The organism is Flavobacterium endophyticum (assembly GCF_003634455.1).
Classification (GTDB): domain Bacteria; phylum Bacteroidota; class Bacteroidia; order Flavobacteriales; family Flavobacteriaceae; genus Flavobacterium; species Flavobacterium endophyticum.
In genome coordinates this window covers 1,750,317-1,766,738 of record NZ_RBLC01000001.1, presented here as the reverse complement: position 1 = coordinate 1,766,738, position 16,422 = coordinate 1,750,317, and the positions used below count along the sequence as shown (strand labels likewise).

The window sequence follows — 16,422 nt, the reverse complement described above, 5'->3', positions numbered from 1 at the left end:
CCGCTATTTAACTATTGGTTTTCCATTAATCGTTATATTTGTTTTTTAAACCAACCACAAATCCTCAATGAGATCCAGAAAACAAAAAGCAATCCTCGCTGCAAAAATCATAGGCGTGCTTTTTGTGCTTTCCATAGGCACATTTTTTATTTTTAGAAATTCCATACTGCAAAAAGCTGTCGCAAAAGTTTCTGACAAGATGGAACGAGATTACGACAGCAATTTTTCCATTAAAAAAGCATCGTTCGAAGGTTTTTCGGGAGTTGCTCTAGAGAATGTACTTCTGGTTCCGAAAAACGCGGACACTTTGCTGAATGTTGAAAGCATCAAGACCAATATCAACTTCTGGCGCCTACTGACTGGCGATGTGCAATTAGGAACGCTCCATGTCAAAAATGGTTTTGTTCAGCTGGTCAAAAACGAAAAAGGCCGCAATTTCGACGCTTTCTTGAAACGTAAATCCAACGAAGACACCACTAATGTAGAGACAAATTATGCCGAAAAAGCCTACCGACTCTTAAACCAAGCCTTGAATCTGATTCCCACCGACATGAATCTGGAAAACATTTCACTTCGAATGGACGACATGGGCAGAAAGGTAAAACTAGATTTGAAAAAACTACATCTGGAAGACAAAGAACTAGAAACGACTATCGGCGTCACGGCAGATAATTTTAAGCAGAACTGGAAAATCAAGGGTTTTGCCGATCCTAGAAATAAAAAAACAGACTTGCGATTTTTTAATGTAGACACGGGCAAAATTCGAATTCCTTATGTCGATGAACGTTTCAACATGAAAGCGGGCTTCGATTCGATTCGCCTTAATGTTTCTAATATCGAAATGGACGGGGACGAATTGCATATTGACGGCTTTACTTCTATCGCAAACTTTACCGTAAATCATCCAAAAATTGCCAATAAGGATGTTGTTATTAAAAAGGCAAATTTCAATTACAATCTGCTTTTTGGAGAAGATTTTATAGCGATTGACAGCACTTCTTCGGTTACGCTGAACAAGATGAAATTCACGCCGTATGTTTTTTATCAGAAAGTAAAAGAAGACAAAAATCAGATTTATGCCTTGAAAGTGAAAATTCCGAAAATGAAAGCGCAGGATTTTATCGTTTCGCTTCCCGAAGGACTTTTTACTAATTTTGAAGGCATGGAAGCCGAAGGAAACTTCAGTTACAACCTAGAATTCCTGTACAACAAAAACAAGCCAAGAGAATTGGTTTTTGACAGCCAGCTGAAAAAAGAAGATTTGAAAATCACCAAATACGGCGAAGCCAACCTCAACAAGTTGAATAGCGATTTCGCCTATCGTGCTATCATAAATGGAGTCCGTCAGCGACAGATAGAAGTTGGAATGTCAAATCCAAACTACACACCTTTGGACCAGATTTCGCCTTATATCCGAAAAGCAGTGCTGACTTCGGAAGATCCGTCCTTTTTCTCACATCGCGGTTTTATCAATGAAGCATTCAAGCAGTCGATTATCAAAAATATCAAGACCAAACGTTTTTCACGCGGTGCTAGTACCATCAGCATGCAGCTGATTAAAAATGTTTTCTTGACAAGAGAAAAAACGCTTTCGCGCAAGCTGGAAGAAATTCTGTTGGTGTATATCTTGGAAAACAATCGAATTGCCAGCAAAGAAAGAATGCTGGAAGTTTATTTCAACATTATCGAATGGGGACCGAATGTATATGGAATCGGAGAAGCGGCTTATTTTTATTTTGGAAAACATCCGTCGCAACTGAACTTGAACGAATCCTTGTTTTTGGCAAGCATCGTTCCAAGGCCACGAGGATTTATGTGGCAATTTAACAACCAAGGAAAGTTAAAATCTTTTGCCGAAAAGCGAAACGAATACATGACCAGCTTGATGATTCGCCGCGGACTGCTGACGCAAGACGATACGCTCCAGAAGCACTTCCCTGTAGAAATTACAGGTCCGGCCCGTTCTTTCTTAAGAATAAAAGCGCCAGATTCTACCGCTGTAGATTCTATGGCTATTGATGAGGAATTTGATTTTTAGCTATTTAAAAGCTTTTAGAAATTCTTCTTTGTAGCTTGGTGAAATTTCGATTTCCGAACCGTCTTCCAGCGTCACATAACCGCCTGTCCCTTTATGATAGGATTTCACAGCGTTGATGTTGATGATGTGCGACTTATGGACACGTACAAACGGAAAAGGAAGGATTTCGGTAAAGTGTTTCAGAAAGCGACAGACCATTTTTTTCTGTCCGTTTGCCAGATACAAATCGGTGAAATTTCCGTTGCCGCGAAGCCTTACGATTTCTTCCATCTTTACGACTTCAAAGCCTTCTAAGGTAGGAAGAATCACTTGCTGTTTCTCGGGTTTGGTTTCTCTGAAATTCTCTACGATAATCTTATTCCGGTTAAAAATCTCATGGTTTACGATATGTTGCTGTACTTTGTTTACCGCGGTAATCAATTCTTCAATGCTGATGGGCTTTAACAGATAATAAGCTGCACTTTGGTTCAAAGCTTTTAGGGAATATTCTGAAAAAGCGGTCACAAAAATGGTTTCAAACTGTAAGTCTTTACAGGCTTCTAAAACATCAAACGCATTTCCAAACGGCATTTCCACATCGAGAAAAACCAATTGCGGCTGCACTTCATGAAGCAATGGAACGGCTTCATTAAAATTTTGAGCTTCGCCAACAACCTCAATCTGCGGGCAATATTTCTGCAGGTAGTTTTTCAAGACTTCCCGTGCTGCGGTTTCATCTTCTACGATGACACTTTTTATTTTTTGCAATACCATCAGATTCTGTCTATTAATGGAAAATTAATTTCGACTCGTGTTCCTGTCTCTGGGCTTTCTTTCTCTGAAATTTCGAAAGTGATGTTCTTTTTATACAGCTCGTTCAAAAGGCTGATTCGTTCTCGCGTATTGGTCACGCCACGGGATTCATGCACTTTTTGATTCGTAGTTTTTAGTTCCTGGCTTTTCTTTAGTCCGATTCCGTTATCGTCAATCGTTACTTTGATCAAATTGTTCTTGAGCTTGAAATCTAGTTTTAAAAATCCTTTTCCTTCCTTATAGCGGAGGCCATGCCAAATTGCATTTTCCAGATGCGGCTGCAACAGCATGTTGGGAACAAAAACCGCATCTCCATCTAACGCTTCATCGATGGTAATTTCATAATCAAATTTTTCATTGAAGCGCAAATGTTCTAAGTCTAAATATTTTTTTAGTTGCTCTACCTCGTTATTCAGCGAAACAAAATCTTTATTGGAATTCTCCATCATATTTCGCATCAGATTGGAATAAGACGTCAGGTATTTATTGGCTTCGAGCTCGTTATTTTCGGAAATAAACTGATTAACAGAATTAAGGCTGTTAAAAATAAAATGTGGATTCATTTCTCTTCGTAACGACTGCAAGGCAATTTTCTTGTTTTTGGTCTTGATGGAATACAAGGCTTTTACGATAAAAACAAAAAGCAAAATCATCAGCAAAACAGAACCCAAGAGAAAATAATTAAACGTATTTTTCTTGCTGATTAATTCATCTTTTAAAGCCTTTTCTTTTTCAAGATGTTTGATCCGGTCTTCTGTTACTTGAAAAACTTTAGAATCAACTAAGGAATTATCTGATTTGATGAGGGTTTCAAAGTTCTCAAAGAAATTCTCATACAATTCGATGCTTTTATCGCCGTTCCCTTTGGCATTGTATTCTTTTATCAACTGCTCCAGACTGTTTTTAGCCAAGAGCGTCTTGCCATTTTGGATCGCAAGTTCATATGCATTTTTTAATACCGAAATTCCTTTTTCGGCATCCTGCTGCTTAAAATAGACTGTCGCCAGTTCTTGCATCTGAACAATCTGTGTTTCGGAATCATTCTTCTCTTTGGCTTCGTTGATAAGCTTTTTGTTGATTTCTATGGCTTTGTCAAATTCATTTTCCGAAGCATATACCTTGGCAATTTCACTCTTGATCTTGATGGCTTCTTCAGGCTTGTGCTTTACGTTTTCTAATGCTTTCTTATAATTTTCAACCGCTCCTTTGGCATCATTCCTGTCAATACTATTTTTAGCCATTTGCTGATAGGCCTCGGCCGTTTCTTCTTTTTTGCCTTCTTTTTCTAACAAATCAATATTAGATAAAATATAATCGGACTTTTGTTCTGGCGTGCTATTTTTTAACCGTTCCGCATCATTATAATTTATCCTTTCAGCTACCTTGTCTGTAGCAATCTGGCTGGCCGATTCATAACTGACGATAGCATCTTGGGTCTTGTTTTGCGATTCTTGGACTTTAGCGATACCGCGATTAGCATTCGCTGTTTCTTTTTTCTTGTTGCGTTTGGCATAGATATCGCGGGCTTTTTTCAGATATTCTTCAGCCTTTGCATACTCGCCTTTTGCCGAAAGTTGTTTGGCTAACGCTTCATATTTTTGGGCAGTCTGCAAGTCGTTTTCATCTTCTGACAATGATTTTTTCACTTCGGCAGCCGCCTGATTGACATCATACATCTTCTTGTCCACCTTGCCTTTCTTTTTAATAGTATCTTGTGCCGTAACGGTTTGGATACCGAACAGCAAGACCAAAAAGAATAAGGCTTCTCTTATTTTCATCATTACGTATTTTCTGCAATGTAAAGTAAAATAATTCTAACCTCTTATCCTATTCCTTTCACCAATTGAAAAGCCCGTTTCACCATTTGTGGAAAAACTGAATTGTCGTAAGAGATAATTTTACCCTACAAATCAATAAAAACCTTTATTATGAAAACAAGAATTATTTCCGTTGCAGTCTTTCTCGCAGGATGTTATATCTCTGTGGGAATTATAAATAACCGTTCTATAGTAGAGAACGATAAAACTCCTGAAACAAAAAAACTGGCTTCGCTTCCAGAAGGAAAAGAAGAGGAAGAAAAACCGTGTGTCTTTATGACGGTTATGGGCGAACAACCGTCAGACGGATTTGCAAAAGTAAAACGAGATACAAAAATCGACGACAAGATTGTACAAGGCGAATTGTGGCTCATCAAAGCCCAAAACAAAGACGGCGGGTGGGGCGCGGGTTCGCATGCAAGACAAAATGTAATGGATCCACATGCGGTGAGTTCTGATCCGGCAACAACAGCAATGACGGCTATGGCATTGTATCGTTGTGGCTACAACCTAGAATCAGGTAAATACAGTGAAACCTTAAGAAAGAGCCTGAATTATCTTCTTTCCGAAATCGAAAAGACGAAAAACAATCCCAATTTCATAACCGAAGTCCGCGGCACGCAAATCCAAAGCAAACTAGGAGAAAACATTGATGCTGTGCTGACGCTTCAATTTCTGAATCAGGTGTATCCTTTATTAAAAGAGAAAACTTTAAAAACTCAGGTAAAAGAGGCCATCCAAATCTGCGTCAACAAAATCGAGAAATCGTATGACGAGAACGGAAAAGTAAAAGGTGCCGGTTGGGCTGGCGTATTGCAATCTTCTTTTGCCAGTTCGAGCCTTGAAAATGCAGCAAAAAATAAAGACGTAAAAGTAGATTCTGATAAGCTGAAAAAATCCCGTGAATACCAAAAAAGCAATTACAATGCCGAAAGCGAAAGCGTAAAAACGGAAGACGGCGCAGGAGTCATGTTATATGCCGTGAGCAGTTCTGTACGTGGCAGTGCCAAAGAATCACAAGAAGCCAAGGCCATTATCAATAAAGCCAAAAGCGAAGGAAAACTAGACCGTAATGCTGTATTGAATAAAGAAAATCTCAAAAAAGCAGGCGTTTCTGAAGAACAAGCTGAAGTATATGATGTTGCTGATAAGGTTTATAAATCCGCAAAAGTAAAAGCGATGGACAAAAACGTCATCAGCGGTTTCGGGAATAACGGTGGAGAAGAATTCTTGAGCTTCTTGCAAACCGGAGAATCCATGATTGTCAATCAAGACGACGAATGGAAAAAATGGTATGACGACGTGAGCGGCAGAATCATCAGCATCCAAAACAACGACGGAAGCTGGAACGGACATCACTGCATCACCAGTCCTGTGTTTTGTACTGCAGCCTGCCTGATGATTCTTACTATTGAAAACGACATCAAAAACTTACAATAATCTAAAAACAACAAATCATGAAAACGAAAATCCTTTTTGCATCGCTTCTTTTGGCTACCTCATTCTGTTTTGGAAGCTGCGATTTCTTTAAAAAAAATCCGAAAGAGCAAGACCCAGAAACGGGTACTGAACCTGGACCTGAATTGGCTATGGTCGCTCCAGAAGACGACGGCAATACAAAAATTCAAGTGGCCTTGCTGCTAGATACTTCCAACAGCATGGACGGTTTGATTGACCAAGCAAAATCAAGGCTTTGGAATATCGTCAATACCTTGACAACGCTAAAATATGAAGGGAAAAATCCAAAAATAGAAATTGCGCTTTATGAATACGGAAACGACGGATTGTCTTCATCTTCAAATTATATCCGCCAAGTAACACCGCTTTCTACCGATTTAGACCTTATCTCGGAAAAATTATTTTCATTGCGAACCAACGGAGGTTCTGAATATTGCGGTGCCGTAATTCAAGATGCTACCAAACAACTGGAATGGGGAAAAGGAAAAGTAAACATGAAATTGCTTTATATTGCCGGAAACGAACCTTTCAACCAAGGCGATATTAGCTATAAGGAAGCCATCAGCGACGCTTTGAAGAATGACATTTATGTCAATACGATTTTCTGCGGCGGATCGATGGAAGGCATCAACACCATGTGGAAAGACGGAGCCGAGCGAGGACAAGGAAAATACTTCAATATTGATTCTGACGAGAAAGTACGCTATATCGTGACTCCTTATGACGACAGGATCTACAAATGCAACGAGCGCTTGAATTCGACCTATGTGGGCTATGGAAAACAAGGTTATGAAAAGAAAGAAATGCAGGCTATGCAAGACAAAAATGCGGAATCGGTTTCTTCTTCTAATTATGCAGAACGTGCTGTCAGCAAATCGAAAGCCGTTTATAAAAACGACTCTTGGGATTTGGTCGACCGTGTGAAAGAGGACAAAACGGCTTTGCAGAAAATCAAAAAAGAGGAGCTTCCAAAAGAATTACAGAACAAATCGGCAGCAGAACTAAAAACAATCGTAGACCAAAAAACCAAAGAAAGAGAAACGATACAGAAAGAAATGGCACAGTTGGCAAAACAACGCCAAGACTATATCGATACCGAAAATAAAAAAGGCAAAAAACAAGATGATTTAGGAAATGCTATTGCTTCATCGATTTTAGACTTTGCAAAAATAAAAGGCTATACCGCTGAAAAATAGGCTTTAATCCCAGTAAGCCTCATAGAAATTTCTCTGTGAGGCTTACTTATTTTCCTTTCGTCCCAACCTTTTGCTTCTTTTCACTCTCTTATAAAGAAAAGACTAATCTTTAAATTTTTATTATGAAAAAGTTTCTCATTTTGTTATTTATGTTCCAAGCATCATTATACGCCCAAAAGCCTGTATTCACGACAGCAAAAGTAAAAGCGGCGACGGTTTACTTCAATGCGGCAGAAATCTCCCAAACGGCCAGCGTAAACCTTCCGGCTGGAACTCATGAAATCGTGGTGAAAAACGTGGCCAACTGGGTCAATGAAAATTCAATCCAGATTGGAACGTCGCCTACATTAACGGTGCTGTCTGTTCAATTCACAGACAATTATATCTCTGAATATGAAATCGACACCAATTCTCCTTCGGTAAAAAAAGTAAAAGACAGCATCCTTATCGTTAAAAAAGAAATTGTGAAAATTGTTAATGCTAAAGTCTCCGAAGGAAAAACCATCGACTTATTGGACAAAAACCAGCAGGTTTCCGGGCAAAATTCTGGACTGAATGTAACGGAATTGATGAAAATGGTAGACTACTACAAAGCAAAAAGAACAGAACTGAGCAACAGCATCAATCTCTTGGCAGAAAAAGAACAGAAACTTAACGAAACGCTACAGAAATTGAATGACAAACTGGAAGTCAACAACAAAAATGAAGAAAAAATATCCTCTGGAAAATTAGTCTTGCAGGTCATGAACGAAGTTGCAGGAAATGTGCCTTTAGAAATTTCGTATCTGACCAACAGCGCGACTTGGTCTCCTTTTTATGACTTGAGAGCTAACAGCGTTGCATCGCCGATTGAAATGATGTACAAAGCACAAGTAGTACAAAGCACAGGAATTGATTGGAAAAACGTAAAACTGACTTTATCATCGGGAGTTCCGAATCAAAACAATCAAGCTCCGTTATTACAAGCCTGGTTCTTGAGATATGGATATGAGCAAGAATATAAGCAAAATGATGACGTCAGAAGCAATGAATTGCAGGAAGTAGTCGTACAAGCTATTAATACCCGAAAAGATAAAGCATTAGCTAAAGCATCAATTTCAAACTTTACGACCATTTCAGAAAACCAATTGAATATTTCGTTTGATATTGACATTCCGTACGATATCTTATCCAACGGCAAAAAACACAGCGTCGCTTTAAAAGAAATAAAATTACCAGCGACGTATAAATATTATGCGGCTCCGACAGTGGACAAAGAAGCTTTCTTGCTGGCAGAAATCAGCGACTATTCAAAATACAACCTGCTGAAAGGTGAAGCCAATATTATTTTTGAAGGAATGTATGTCGGAAAAACGTTTGTTGATCCGAACCAGACTTCTGACACCTTGAACTTGAGCATGGGAAGAGATAAGAAGATTTCCATCAAACGCGAAAAAGTAGTAGACAAATCGGGGACAAAATTTCTGTCTTCAAACAAGATGCAGACCTTTACGTTTGAAACGACCGTAAGAAACAACAAAAAAGAAGCTGTCCAATTGATGCTCAAGGATCAATATCCGCTAAGCACCGACAAGGAAATCGAAATCGAATTAAAGCAGAGCGACAATGCAAAAGTCAACGCCGAAACTGGAATTCTTACTTGGGATTTAAATCTGAAGCCGAACGAAACCAAGAAAATACGAATCAGCTATACCGTCAAATACCCTAAAAATAAAATCATCGACAATCTTTAAAAAAGGAAGCCTCATTTCAATAATGAGGCTTTTTTATTAAAAAAATACTTATAATTCAAAAATGTAAACATTTCATTATGAGTATTTTCAAAAATTATTTTATAAATTTACTTCCTAACCTAATTGCTATAAAATGAAAACAACTTTACAATCATTAGTATTACTATTCTCAAGCCTAGCATTCTCGCAGACTATAGGAATAGTTCCTTTTGCAACAGGATTCACGAATCCTATTGAAATTGCCCATGCTGGAGATTCCAGATTGTTTGTCGTAGAACAGGCCGGAATTATCAAAATCGTCAGTTCAACCGGAACCATAAACGCGACTCCTTTTCTTAATATTTCGAGCCTAGTGAGCTGTTGCGGAGAAAGAGGACTTTTGGGTTTGGCGTTCCATCCTAATTATGCTACAAACGGCTTTTTTTATGTCAATTATACTAATACTGGCGGAAGTACCGTAATCGCCAGATATTCTGTAAGTGCTAATCCTGATGTCGCGAATACGACAGGAACTATCCTGATGACAATTGCTCAGCCTTTTTCCAATCATAACGGAGGTACCATAAAATTTGGTCCTGACGGCTATTTGTATATCGGTATGGGTGATGGCGGAAGCGGTGGCGATCCTGGAAACAGAGCGCAAAATATCAACGAACTTTTAGGAAAAATGTTGAGAATCGATGTGAATTCTGGGTCCCCTTACGGAATCCCTCCTACAAATCCTTATGCCGGAGCGACAGCTGGAGCAGATGAAATCTGGGCCATCGGACTTCGTAATCCTTGGAAATTTTCGTTCAATAGACTTAACGGTGATTTATGGATTGCCGATGTAGGACAGGATCAAGTTGAGGAAATAAACAAAGTAAGTCCTACAGCTGCTGGACTAAACTACGGCTGGAGATGCTATGAAGGCAACAGTCCGTACAATACAGCTGGCTGTGCTGCCATGTCAACGATGACTTTTCCTGTGGCTCAATATACGCATGCATCCACAGGAGGCTGTTCGATCACTGGTGGTTATGTATATACGGGAAGTACCTATCCTGCCATGCAGAACAAATATTTCTTTGCTGATTACTGTGTAAATAGAATTGGAATGGTGAGTACCACAGGAACAATAACCTATTCTGCCAATTTTTCTGGATCGAACTCTTTTACTTCTTTTGGAGAAAATTCAAGTGGCGAATTGTTCGTGACCGGAACGTCTCAAGACATTGTATATAGAGTTATTGACACAGCATTGAGCAACGATGATTTCGCACAACATGGATTCTCTATGTATCCAAATCCTGCGGATTCAGAGCTTTTCTTGTCTAGTGCTAACGAAAACATCCTTCAGAAAATCTCGATTATCGATTTATCAGGAAAGCTTTTGTTGGAACAGAAATTAGAAAATACGCCTATCAATACGATCAATATAGCTTCGCTAAAAACAGGTATTTATGTTGTTACTATAGAAGATGTTTCTGGAAACCGATTCACTTCAAAATTGGGGAAAAAATAATCTGTGACTTAACCTATATTAGCAAAATCGTGGCTTCTTCTTAAAAACAAGAAGCCACGATTTTATTTTTGCCTAAGGTGCTGGATTCGGCCAAATGGCTTGGATTTCGTCAATAGCTTTTAGCACTTCCTCAGAAAGTACGGTAGCTGCAGAATTAATATTTTCTTCCAGCTGTTTTAAATTAGTCGCTCCGATAATTGTAGCGGTCACAAACTGCTGCTGACGGATAAAGGCCAAAGACATTTCAGTCAAGGTCAGTCCGAATCGTGTAGCGGTTTCTTGATAGAGCTTTGTAGCTTCTTTTGTTTGTTGTGAATTGTATCGCGTAAAATTCGGAAACAAATTCAATCGGGCTTGCGGATGTTCTTCTCCCGTAAGGAATTTTCCAGACAGGGTACCAAAAGCCAATGGCGAATAGGCCAAAAGACCGACATTTTCACGATAGGCCGTTTCCGAAAGCCCAACTTCAAAAGTACGGTTGAGCAAAGAATACGGATTTTGGATGGTAGAAATTCTCGGCAGATTATGCTTTTTGCTTTCTTCCAAAAAACGCATTACGCCCCAAGGCGTCTCATTAGAAACACCTATTGCTCGAATTTTTCCTCCTTGGATTAATTCTTGTAAGGCTTCCAAAACAGATTGTATGTTATCTTCCCACGCATCTTCTTGGATCTTGAATCCGCGCTGTCCGAACATGTTTGATTTGCGTTCCGGCCAATGCAATTGGTATAAATCGATATAATCCGTATGGAGTCGTTTTAGGCTTTTTTCAACAGAGAGCTTTAATGTTTCATGCGTATAGGCCATGTCTTCTCGCACATAAGGCATTCCTCTATTCGGGCCTGCAATTTTTGTAGCCAGAACTATATCGTTTCTTCTTCCTGATTTCTGTAGCCAGCTCCCGATAATTCGTTCTGTCTCGCCTGTCGTTTTTTCGCGTGCGGGAACAGGGTACATTTCGGCTGTATCAATAAAATTAATGCCTTTGTCAAGTGCAAAATTCAGTTGAGAATGTCCGTCTGCTTCTGTATTTTGTTGCCCAAAAGTCATGGTTCCGAGACAGATTTCGCTGACTTTTAGGTCGGTATTGGGAAGAGTATTATAGTTCATTTAAGGTACTAAGTTGCTAGGTTTTTGAGGCGCTAAGGTACAAAGTTTTGAGGGATTAAGAGATCGAGGTGCTAAGGTTCTGAGGTGCTAAGGTTTGGGTTGTCCGTTAAATTAAAAAAGACCCAAAACAAATGTCCTGAGTCTTTATATTATAAACAAAAAACTTTATCGCTTAAATACCTAAAGTCTTAGCAACTTAGTACCTCAGCAACTTAGCACCTAATTTCTACAATTCATTCAACATCTTAGAAATCTCGTCCAATTTTGGAGTCAAGATAATCTCGATTCTTCTGTTCTTCGCTTTTCCTTCTGCTGTTTCATTAGAAGCTAACGGAGCATATTCGCCACGTCCTGCAGCTGTAAGGTTCTTTTTGTCGATGGCTTTATTTTCGGCCAGGATATTCACGATAGCCGTAGCACGTTTTGTAGACAAATCCCAGTTATCTGTAATCTGTCCGGTTCCGCCATACGGAACGTTATCGGTGTGGCCTTCAATCAAGACAGAAATGTCTGGATTTACGCCCAACACTTTACCTACTTCTACAACAGCTCTTCTACCTTCAGTTCCAACAGACCAACTTCCTGAACCAAAAAGGAGTTTGTTTTCCATAGAAACATATACTTTTCCGTTCTTTTGTTCCACTGTCAAGCCTTTTCCTTCAAAGCTGTTCAATGCTTTCGAAAGTGTTTCTTTCAGCTTTCTCATGCTTTCTTCTTTGGCAGCAATCATTCCTTCTAGTTCATCAACTCTAGAAGAACGTTCCTTCAATTCGGCTTGTAATTTGTTTAATCTTTCTTGCTCGGCTGCCAATGCTTTTTCTTTAGCTTCCAGCTGCGCCAATAGTTCACGATTTTTCTTCATGTTGGTATCTAAAGCATCACCGCTGTTTTTTTCAAGAGCAGCGTACGATGATTTCAACGTATTCAAGTTTGCGCTGGCCGCTGCATAATCTGCTGCTAGTTTGTCTCTTTCTGCTTTCAGCTTTTCTAATTGCGCCTTCAAGTCTTTGCTTTCGATGTCTAGCTGGTTTTTTGCTTTCGTAAGATCTTGGTTCTCGTCAGAAAGATTTCGGTTTTCTTTTTTCAGGTTGGCGTATTTGTCTTCCAGTTCTTTGTAAACTTTCGACGAAACACACGAAGTGGTTAATGCCAGGGCTAATACTCCTAACGTTACTTTTTTAATCATGATTTTGAATTGGTTTTTATTTATTTCTAGTTTTTAGGGAATCTACTCTATTTCTACTAAAACAGGACAGTGGTCCGAATGTTTGGCATCGGGCAAGATTACAGATCGCTTTAGCCTGTTTTCTATAGCACGGCTGGCAAGAATATAATCGATTCTCCAACCTTTGTTATTGTTTCTGGCATTGGCCCTGTAGCTCCACCACGTGTAATGATGCGGATCTTTATTGAAGTGGCGGAACGAATCGATGAATCCGTTTTTCATAAAAAGATCCAACCAAGAACGCTCTTCTGGAAGAAATCCTGACACTTTTGCATTTCGAATCGGATCATGGATATCAATGGCTTCGTGGCAGATATTATAATCGCCGCAGATCAAAAGATTGGGAACTTCTTTTTTGAGCTCGTTGATATAATTCTGGAAATCATCCATATACATAAATTTATGATCGAGCCTCAAAATATTCGTGCCCGAAGGAAGATACAGGCTCATCACTGAAAAATCATCGTAGTCAACACGAAGATTCCTGCCTTCAAAATCCATGTGCTCGATTCCTGTGCCAAAGACTACATTGTTCGGCTTTGTCTTGCATAAAACGGCCACGCCGCTATAGCCTTTCTTTTGTGCCGGAAACCAATAATTATAAGGATAGCCTGCTTTTTCAAATTCGTCTAACGGAATCTGGTCTGGCGTTGCTTTAATTTCTTGAAGACAAATAATGTCCGGACTCGCATGTTCCAGCCATTCGAGGAAGCCTTTTGCAATGGCTGCCCTTATTCCATTGACATTGTAGGAGATAATTCTCATGGTTGCTTTGTGTTTTGACTTTTTCAAAAGTAAGTAAAAAAAGATTATATCCGCGGGCAAAATCTCTGCGATAGTATGGCGAAAAAAATGAACGTGTTAAAGCAATTTTGCTATCTTTGTTTTTTTACGCACAAAAACAAACAATAAATGGGTTTAGTTACCGCTAAAGAAGTTGCAAAAGCAATAAACACTGATAAATATGGGGTTTTGGGAACTTTTTCAGGCTGGCTGCTAATGAAAATACTCAAGATTTCCACTTTAAATAAAATTTACGACAGGAACAAGCATTTAAGAGATGTAGAGTTCCTGAATGCTATATTGGACGAGTTTCAGATTAAGTTTGAGATTCCTGAAGAAGATTTGAAACGCCTTCCGAAAGACGGCGCTTACATTACGATTTCAAACCATCCGCTTGGCGGCATCGACGGAATACTGCTTTTGAAATTGATGCTCGAAAGAGAACCGAATTTTAAGATTATTGCGAATTTCCTTTTGCACAGGATCGACCCAATGAAACCGTATATCATGCCCGTTAATCCTTTTGAAACCCATAAGGATGCCAAATCGAGCGTAATTGGAATCAAGGAAACCTTGCGCCATCTAAGTGACGGAAAACCGTTGGGAATGTTTCCTGCCGGAGAAGTTTCCACATACAAAGACGGAAAATTAGTCGTAGACAAACCTTGGGAAGAAGGCGCTATCAAGCTAATCAAAAAAGCGAAAGTTCCTGTAATCCCGATTTATTTTCATGCCAAAAACAGCAAACTTTTTTACTTCCTGTCCAAGCTTGATGATACGTTACGAACGGCAAAGCTTCCCTCCGAATTGCTTACGCAGAAAGACCGCGTAATCAAGGTTAGAATCGGAAAGCCAATTTCAGTAACCGAGCAGAACGAATACGAAAAAATAGAAGAATACTCAGAGTTCTTGAGAAAAAAGACCTATATGCTGGCCAATCCTTTTGAAAAGGAAACCAAGTTGCTGGATACGTCAAACTTAAAGATTCCGAGAAGCCCGAAACAGATTGCGATGCCTGCCAACCATGAGCAGATTGTCAATGAAGTAAATGCTTTAAGAAAGACAGACTGTCGACTGTTGCAAAGCAAAAATTATGAAGTGTTTTTTACCGAAGCCAATAATATCCCAAACATTCTGCATGAATTAGGACGTTTGAGAGAAATTACGTTTCGGGAAGTCGGGGAAGGAACCAACCAGTCCTTAGACTTAGACCAATTCGACAAATACTACCACCACATGTTTTTGTGGGATGATGAGACCAAGCAAATTGCCGGTGCCTACCGAATGGGATTGGGTGCTGAAATCTTTCCGAAGTACGGCATTGACGGTTTCTACCTTCAGGAGCTTTTCCGATTTGAACCAGAATTGTACGACATGATGAGCAAGTCCATTGAAATGGGTCGTGCTTTCATCACTAAAGAATACCAACAAAAACCAATGCCTTTGTTCTTATTGTGGAAAGGGATTGTTCATACGACCTTACGTTATCCGGAACATAAATTCTTGATTGGAGGCGTGAGCATCAGCAACCAGTTTTCTGATTTCTCAAAATCGCTAATGATCGAATTTATGAAATCGCATTATTACGATCCGTATATTGCGCAATACGTACATCCTAAAAAAGAATTTAAGGTAAAACTGAAAGATGCCGACAAAGATTTTATCTTCGACGAAGCCGAAGCCGACCTAATCAAATTCGATAAGATAATTGACGAATTAGAACCAGGCAGCCTTCGCTTGCCGGTATTGATCAAAAAATACATCAAGCAGAATGCGCGAGTGGTCGCTTTTAATGTCGATCCGCTGTTTAATAATGCTGTCGACGGATTAATGTACATCCGAATTGCCGATATACCGGAAAGCACCATGAAGCCTGTTATGGAAGAATTCCAGGCAGAGCTCGAAAGGAAACTCGCTGAAAAAGGAGAAAACATATAAAAACAAAAAACCAAGACAATGTCTTGGTTTTTTTATCTTGTAAAAACTGGAATTATCTTAAAACCAAGGTCTTCTTCCTACTTGGTATGTATTGTAAAAATCAGCATCTGATTTTGTCAAGTAGATGATTCCTTCGATAAAAGGAATGATACCTGCAATACCGCAAGTTACGATTGAGATTACGATTTGGATGATTCCCTCTTTGGTGTATCCTAAAATAAATTTATGGATTCCTAAAGAGCCTATAAGCAAAGCCAAAATGCCCGCAACGATTTTTTTATTATCTTGTCCTAAAGCGTCTTGAGCTCCTTGAGAAAATTCTCTAGCAGTTTCTTTAAATTCATTTTCAATTTCTGACATGTTTTTTTGGTATTTGTTGGTTTATGTAGTAAAATTAACAAAATAATTGAAATAGAAGTACAAATTTTTAAAATTTACAAAACCGTCTCGTCCATAGGCTCCCACAACTCAATCTTGTTCCCTTCCAAGTCCAAAATCCAGCCAAAATTTCCATAATCATAGCTTTCCATCTCGCCAATTACTTGAACGCCTTCTTCTTTTAATTTTGCCAATAATTCTTCTAGCTTTTCTACCCTGAAATTCTGCATAAACTGTTTTTCAGAAGGGCTAAAATAGTTGGTATCGCTTTTAAACGGCGACCATTGGGTCGAACAATCTTCTCCTTTCTCGTTTTTCCATCGGAAGGTACATCCATAATCGTTCGTGTCTAATCCCAAGTGTTTTCTATACCAATCTCTTAGTGCTTTCGGGTCTTCTGATTTAAAGAAAAAACCTCCAATTCCCGTAACGCGCTTCTGCTCTTTTACT

At 39.2% G+C, this 16,422-nt stretch carries 13 protein-coding genes; 6 read left to right on the top strand and 7 right to left on the bottom strand.

Annotated elements, in window-relative coordinates; translation table 11 throughout:
- The first annotated feature begins 67 nt into the window (after positions 1-67).
- A complete protein-coding gene (locus CLV94_RS07975) occupies positions 68-2,038 on the top strand; it encodes a transglycosylase domain-containing protein (protein WP_121375871.1) in 1,971 nt (656 codons plus the stop codon).
- Here the strand turns inward: CLV94_RS07975 and CLV94_RS07970 are convergent, their stop codons facing one another.
- Both CLV94_RS07970 and CLV94_RS07965 read right to left on the bottom strand, forming a co-directional pair.
- A complete protein-coding gene (locus CLV94_RS07970) occupies positions 2,039-2,791 on the bottom strand; it encodes a LytR/AlgR family response regulator transcription factor (protein ID WP_211331183.1) in 753 nt (250 codons plus the stop codon).
- The gene (locus tag CLV94_RS07965; RefSeq protein WP_245982497.1) at positions 2,791-4,611 is read right to left on the bottom strand and encodes a tetratricopeptide repeat-containing sensor histidine kinase; all 1,821 of its coding nucleotides are present in this window, start codon (positions 4,609-4,611) and stop codon (positions 2,791-2,793) included. The genes CLV94_RS07970 and CLV94_RS07965 overlap by 1 nt, the downstream gene beginning before the upstream one ends.
- A 147-nt stretch (positions 4,612-4,758) precedes the next feature.
- Between CLV94_RS07965 and CLV94_RS07960 the strand changes: the two genes are divergently transcribed.
- From CLV94_RS07960 to CLV94_RS07945, 4 genes are all read left to right on the top strand, one after another.
- The gene (locus tag CLV94_RS07960; protein ID WP_121375868.1) at positions 4,759-6,087 is read left to right on the top strand and encodes a prenyltransferase/squalene oxidase repeat-containing protein; all 1,329 of its coding nucleotides are present in this window, start codon (positions 4,759-4,761) and stop codon (positions 6,085-6,087) included.
- A gap of 17 nt (positions 6,088-6,104) precedes the next feature.
- On the top strand, positions 6,105-7,301 hold the full coding sequence (locus CLV94_RS07955; RefSeq protein ID WP_121375867.1) for a vWA domain-containing protein: 1,197 nt from the start codon (positions 6,105-6,107) through the stop codon (positions 7,299-7,301).
- Between the two features lie 122 nt (positions 7,302-7,423).
- Complete coding sequence (locus CLV94_RS07950) at positions 7,424-9,034, top strand: DUF4139 domain-containing protein (protein ID WP_121375866.1); 1,611 nt, start codon at positions 7,424-7,426, stop codon at positions 9,032-9,034.
- 133 nt (positions 9,035-9,167) lie between these two features.
- Positions 9,168-10,538: a PQQ-dependent sugar dehydrogenase gene (locus CLV94_RS07945; RefSeq protein WP_121375865.1), complete on the top strand. Its 1,371-nt coding sequence runs from the start codon at positions 9,168-9,170 to the stop codon at positions 10,536-10,538.
- Between the two features lie 72 nt (positions 10,539-10,610).
- Here CLV94_RS07945 and CLV94_RS07940 read toward each other — a convergent pair whose 3' ends face one another.
- From CLV94_RS07940 to CLV94_RS07930, 3 genes are all read right to left on the bottom strand, one after another.
- Positions 10,611-11,648 (bottom strand): NADP(H)-dependent aldo-keto reductase, encoded by a 1,038-nt coding sequence (locus CLV94_RS07940; RefSeq protein ID WP_121375864.1) that lies wholly within the window; start codon positions 11,646-11,648, stop codon positions 10,611-10,613.
- Between the two features lie 226 nt (positions 11,649-11,874).
- On the bottom strand, positions 11,875-12,834 hold the full coding sequence (locus tag CLV94_RS07935; RefSeq protein ID WP_121375863.1) for an OmpA family protein: 960 nt from the start codon (positions 12,832-12,834) through the stop codon (positions 11,875-11,877).
- 42 nt (positions 12,835-12,876) lie between these two features.
- Positions 12,877-13,638: an exodeoxyribonuclease III gene (locus tag CLV94_RS07930; RefSeq protein WP_121375862.1), complete on the bottom strand. Its 762-nt coding sequence runs from the start codon at positions 13,636-13,638 to the stop codon at positions 12,877-12,879.
- A 147-nt stretch (positions 13,639-13,785) separates the two neighbouring features.
- On the opposite strand from CLV94_RS07930, the gene CLV94_RS07925 reads away from it, so the two are divergent.
- Positions 13,786-15,594: a GNAT family N-acyltransferase gene (locus CLV94_RS07925; protein ID WP_121375861.1), complete on the top strand. Its 1,809-nt coding sequence runs from the start codon at positions 13,786-13,788 to the stop codon at positions 15,592-15,594.
- Between the two features lie 57 nt (positions 15,595-15,651).
- On the opposite strand, the gene CLV94_RS07920 is transcribed toward CLV94_RS07925, so the two are convergent.
- Together CLV94_RS07920 and CLV94_RS17255 are read right to left on the bottom strand one after the other, a co-directional pair.
- Entirely contained in the window at positions 15,652-15,954 is a 303-nt protein-coding gene (locus tag CLV94_RS07920) for a TM2 domain-containing protein (RefSeq protein ID WP_121375860.1), read from the bottom strand.
- 74 nt (positions 15,955-16,028) lie between these two features.
- Entirely contained in the window at positions 16,029-16,394 is a 366-nt protein-coding gene (locus CLV94_RS17255) for a VOC family protein (RefSeq protein WP_394345738.1), read from the bottom strand.
- Positions 16,395-16,422 lie beyond the last annotated feature (28 nt).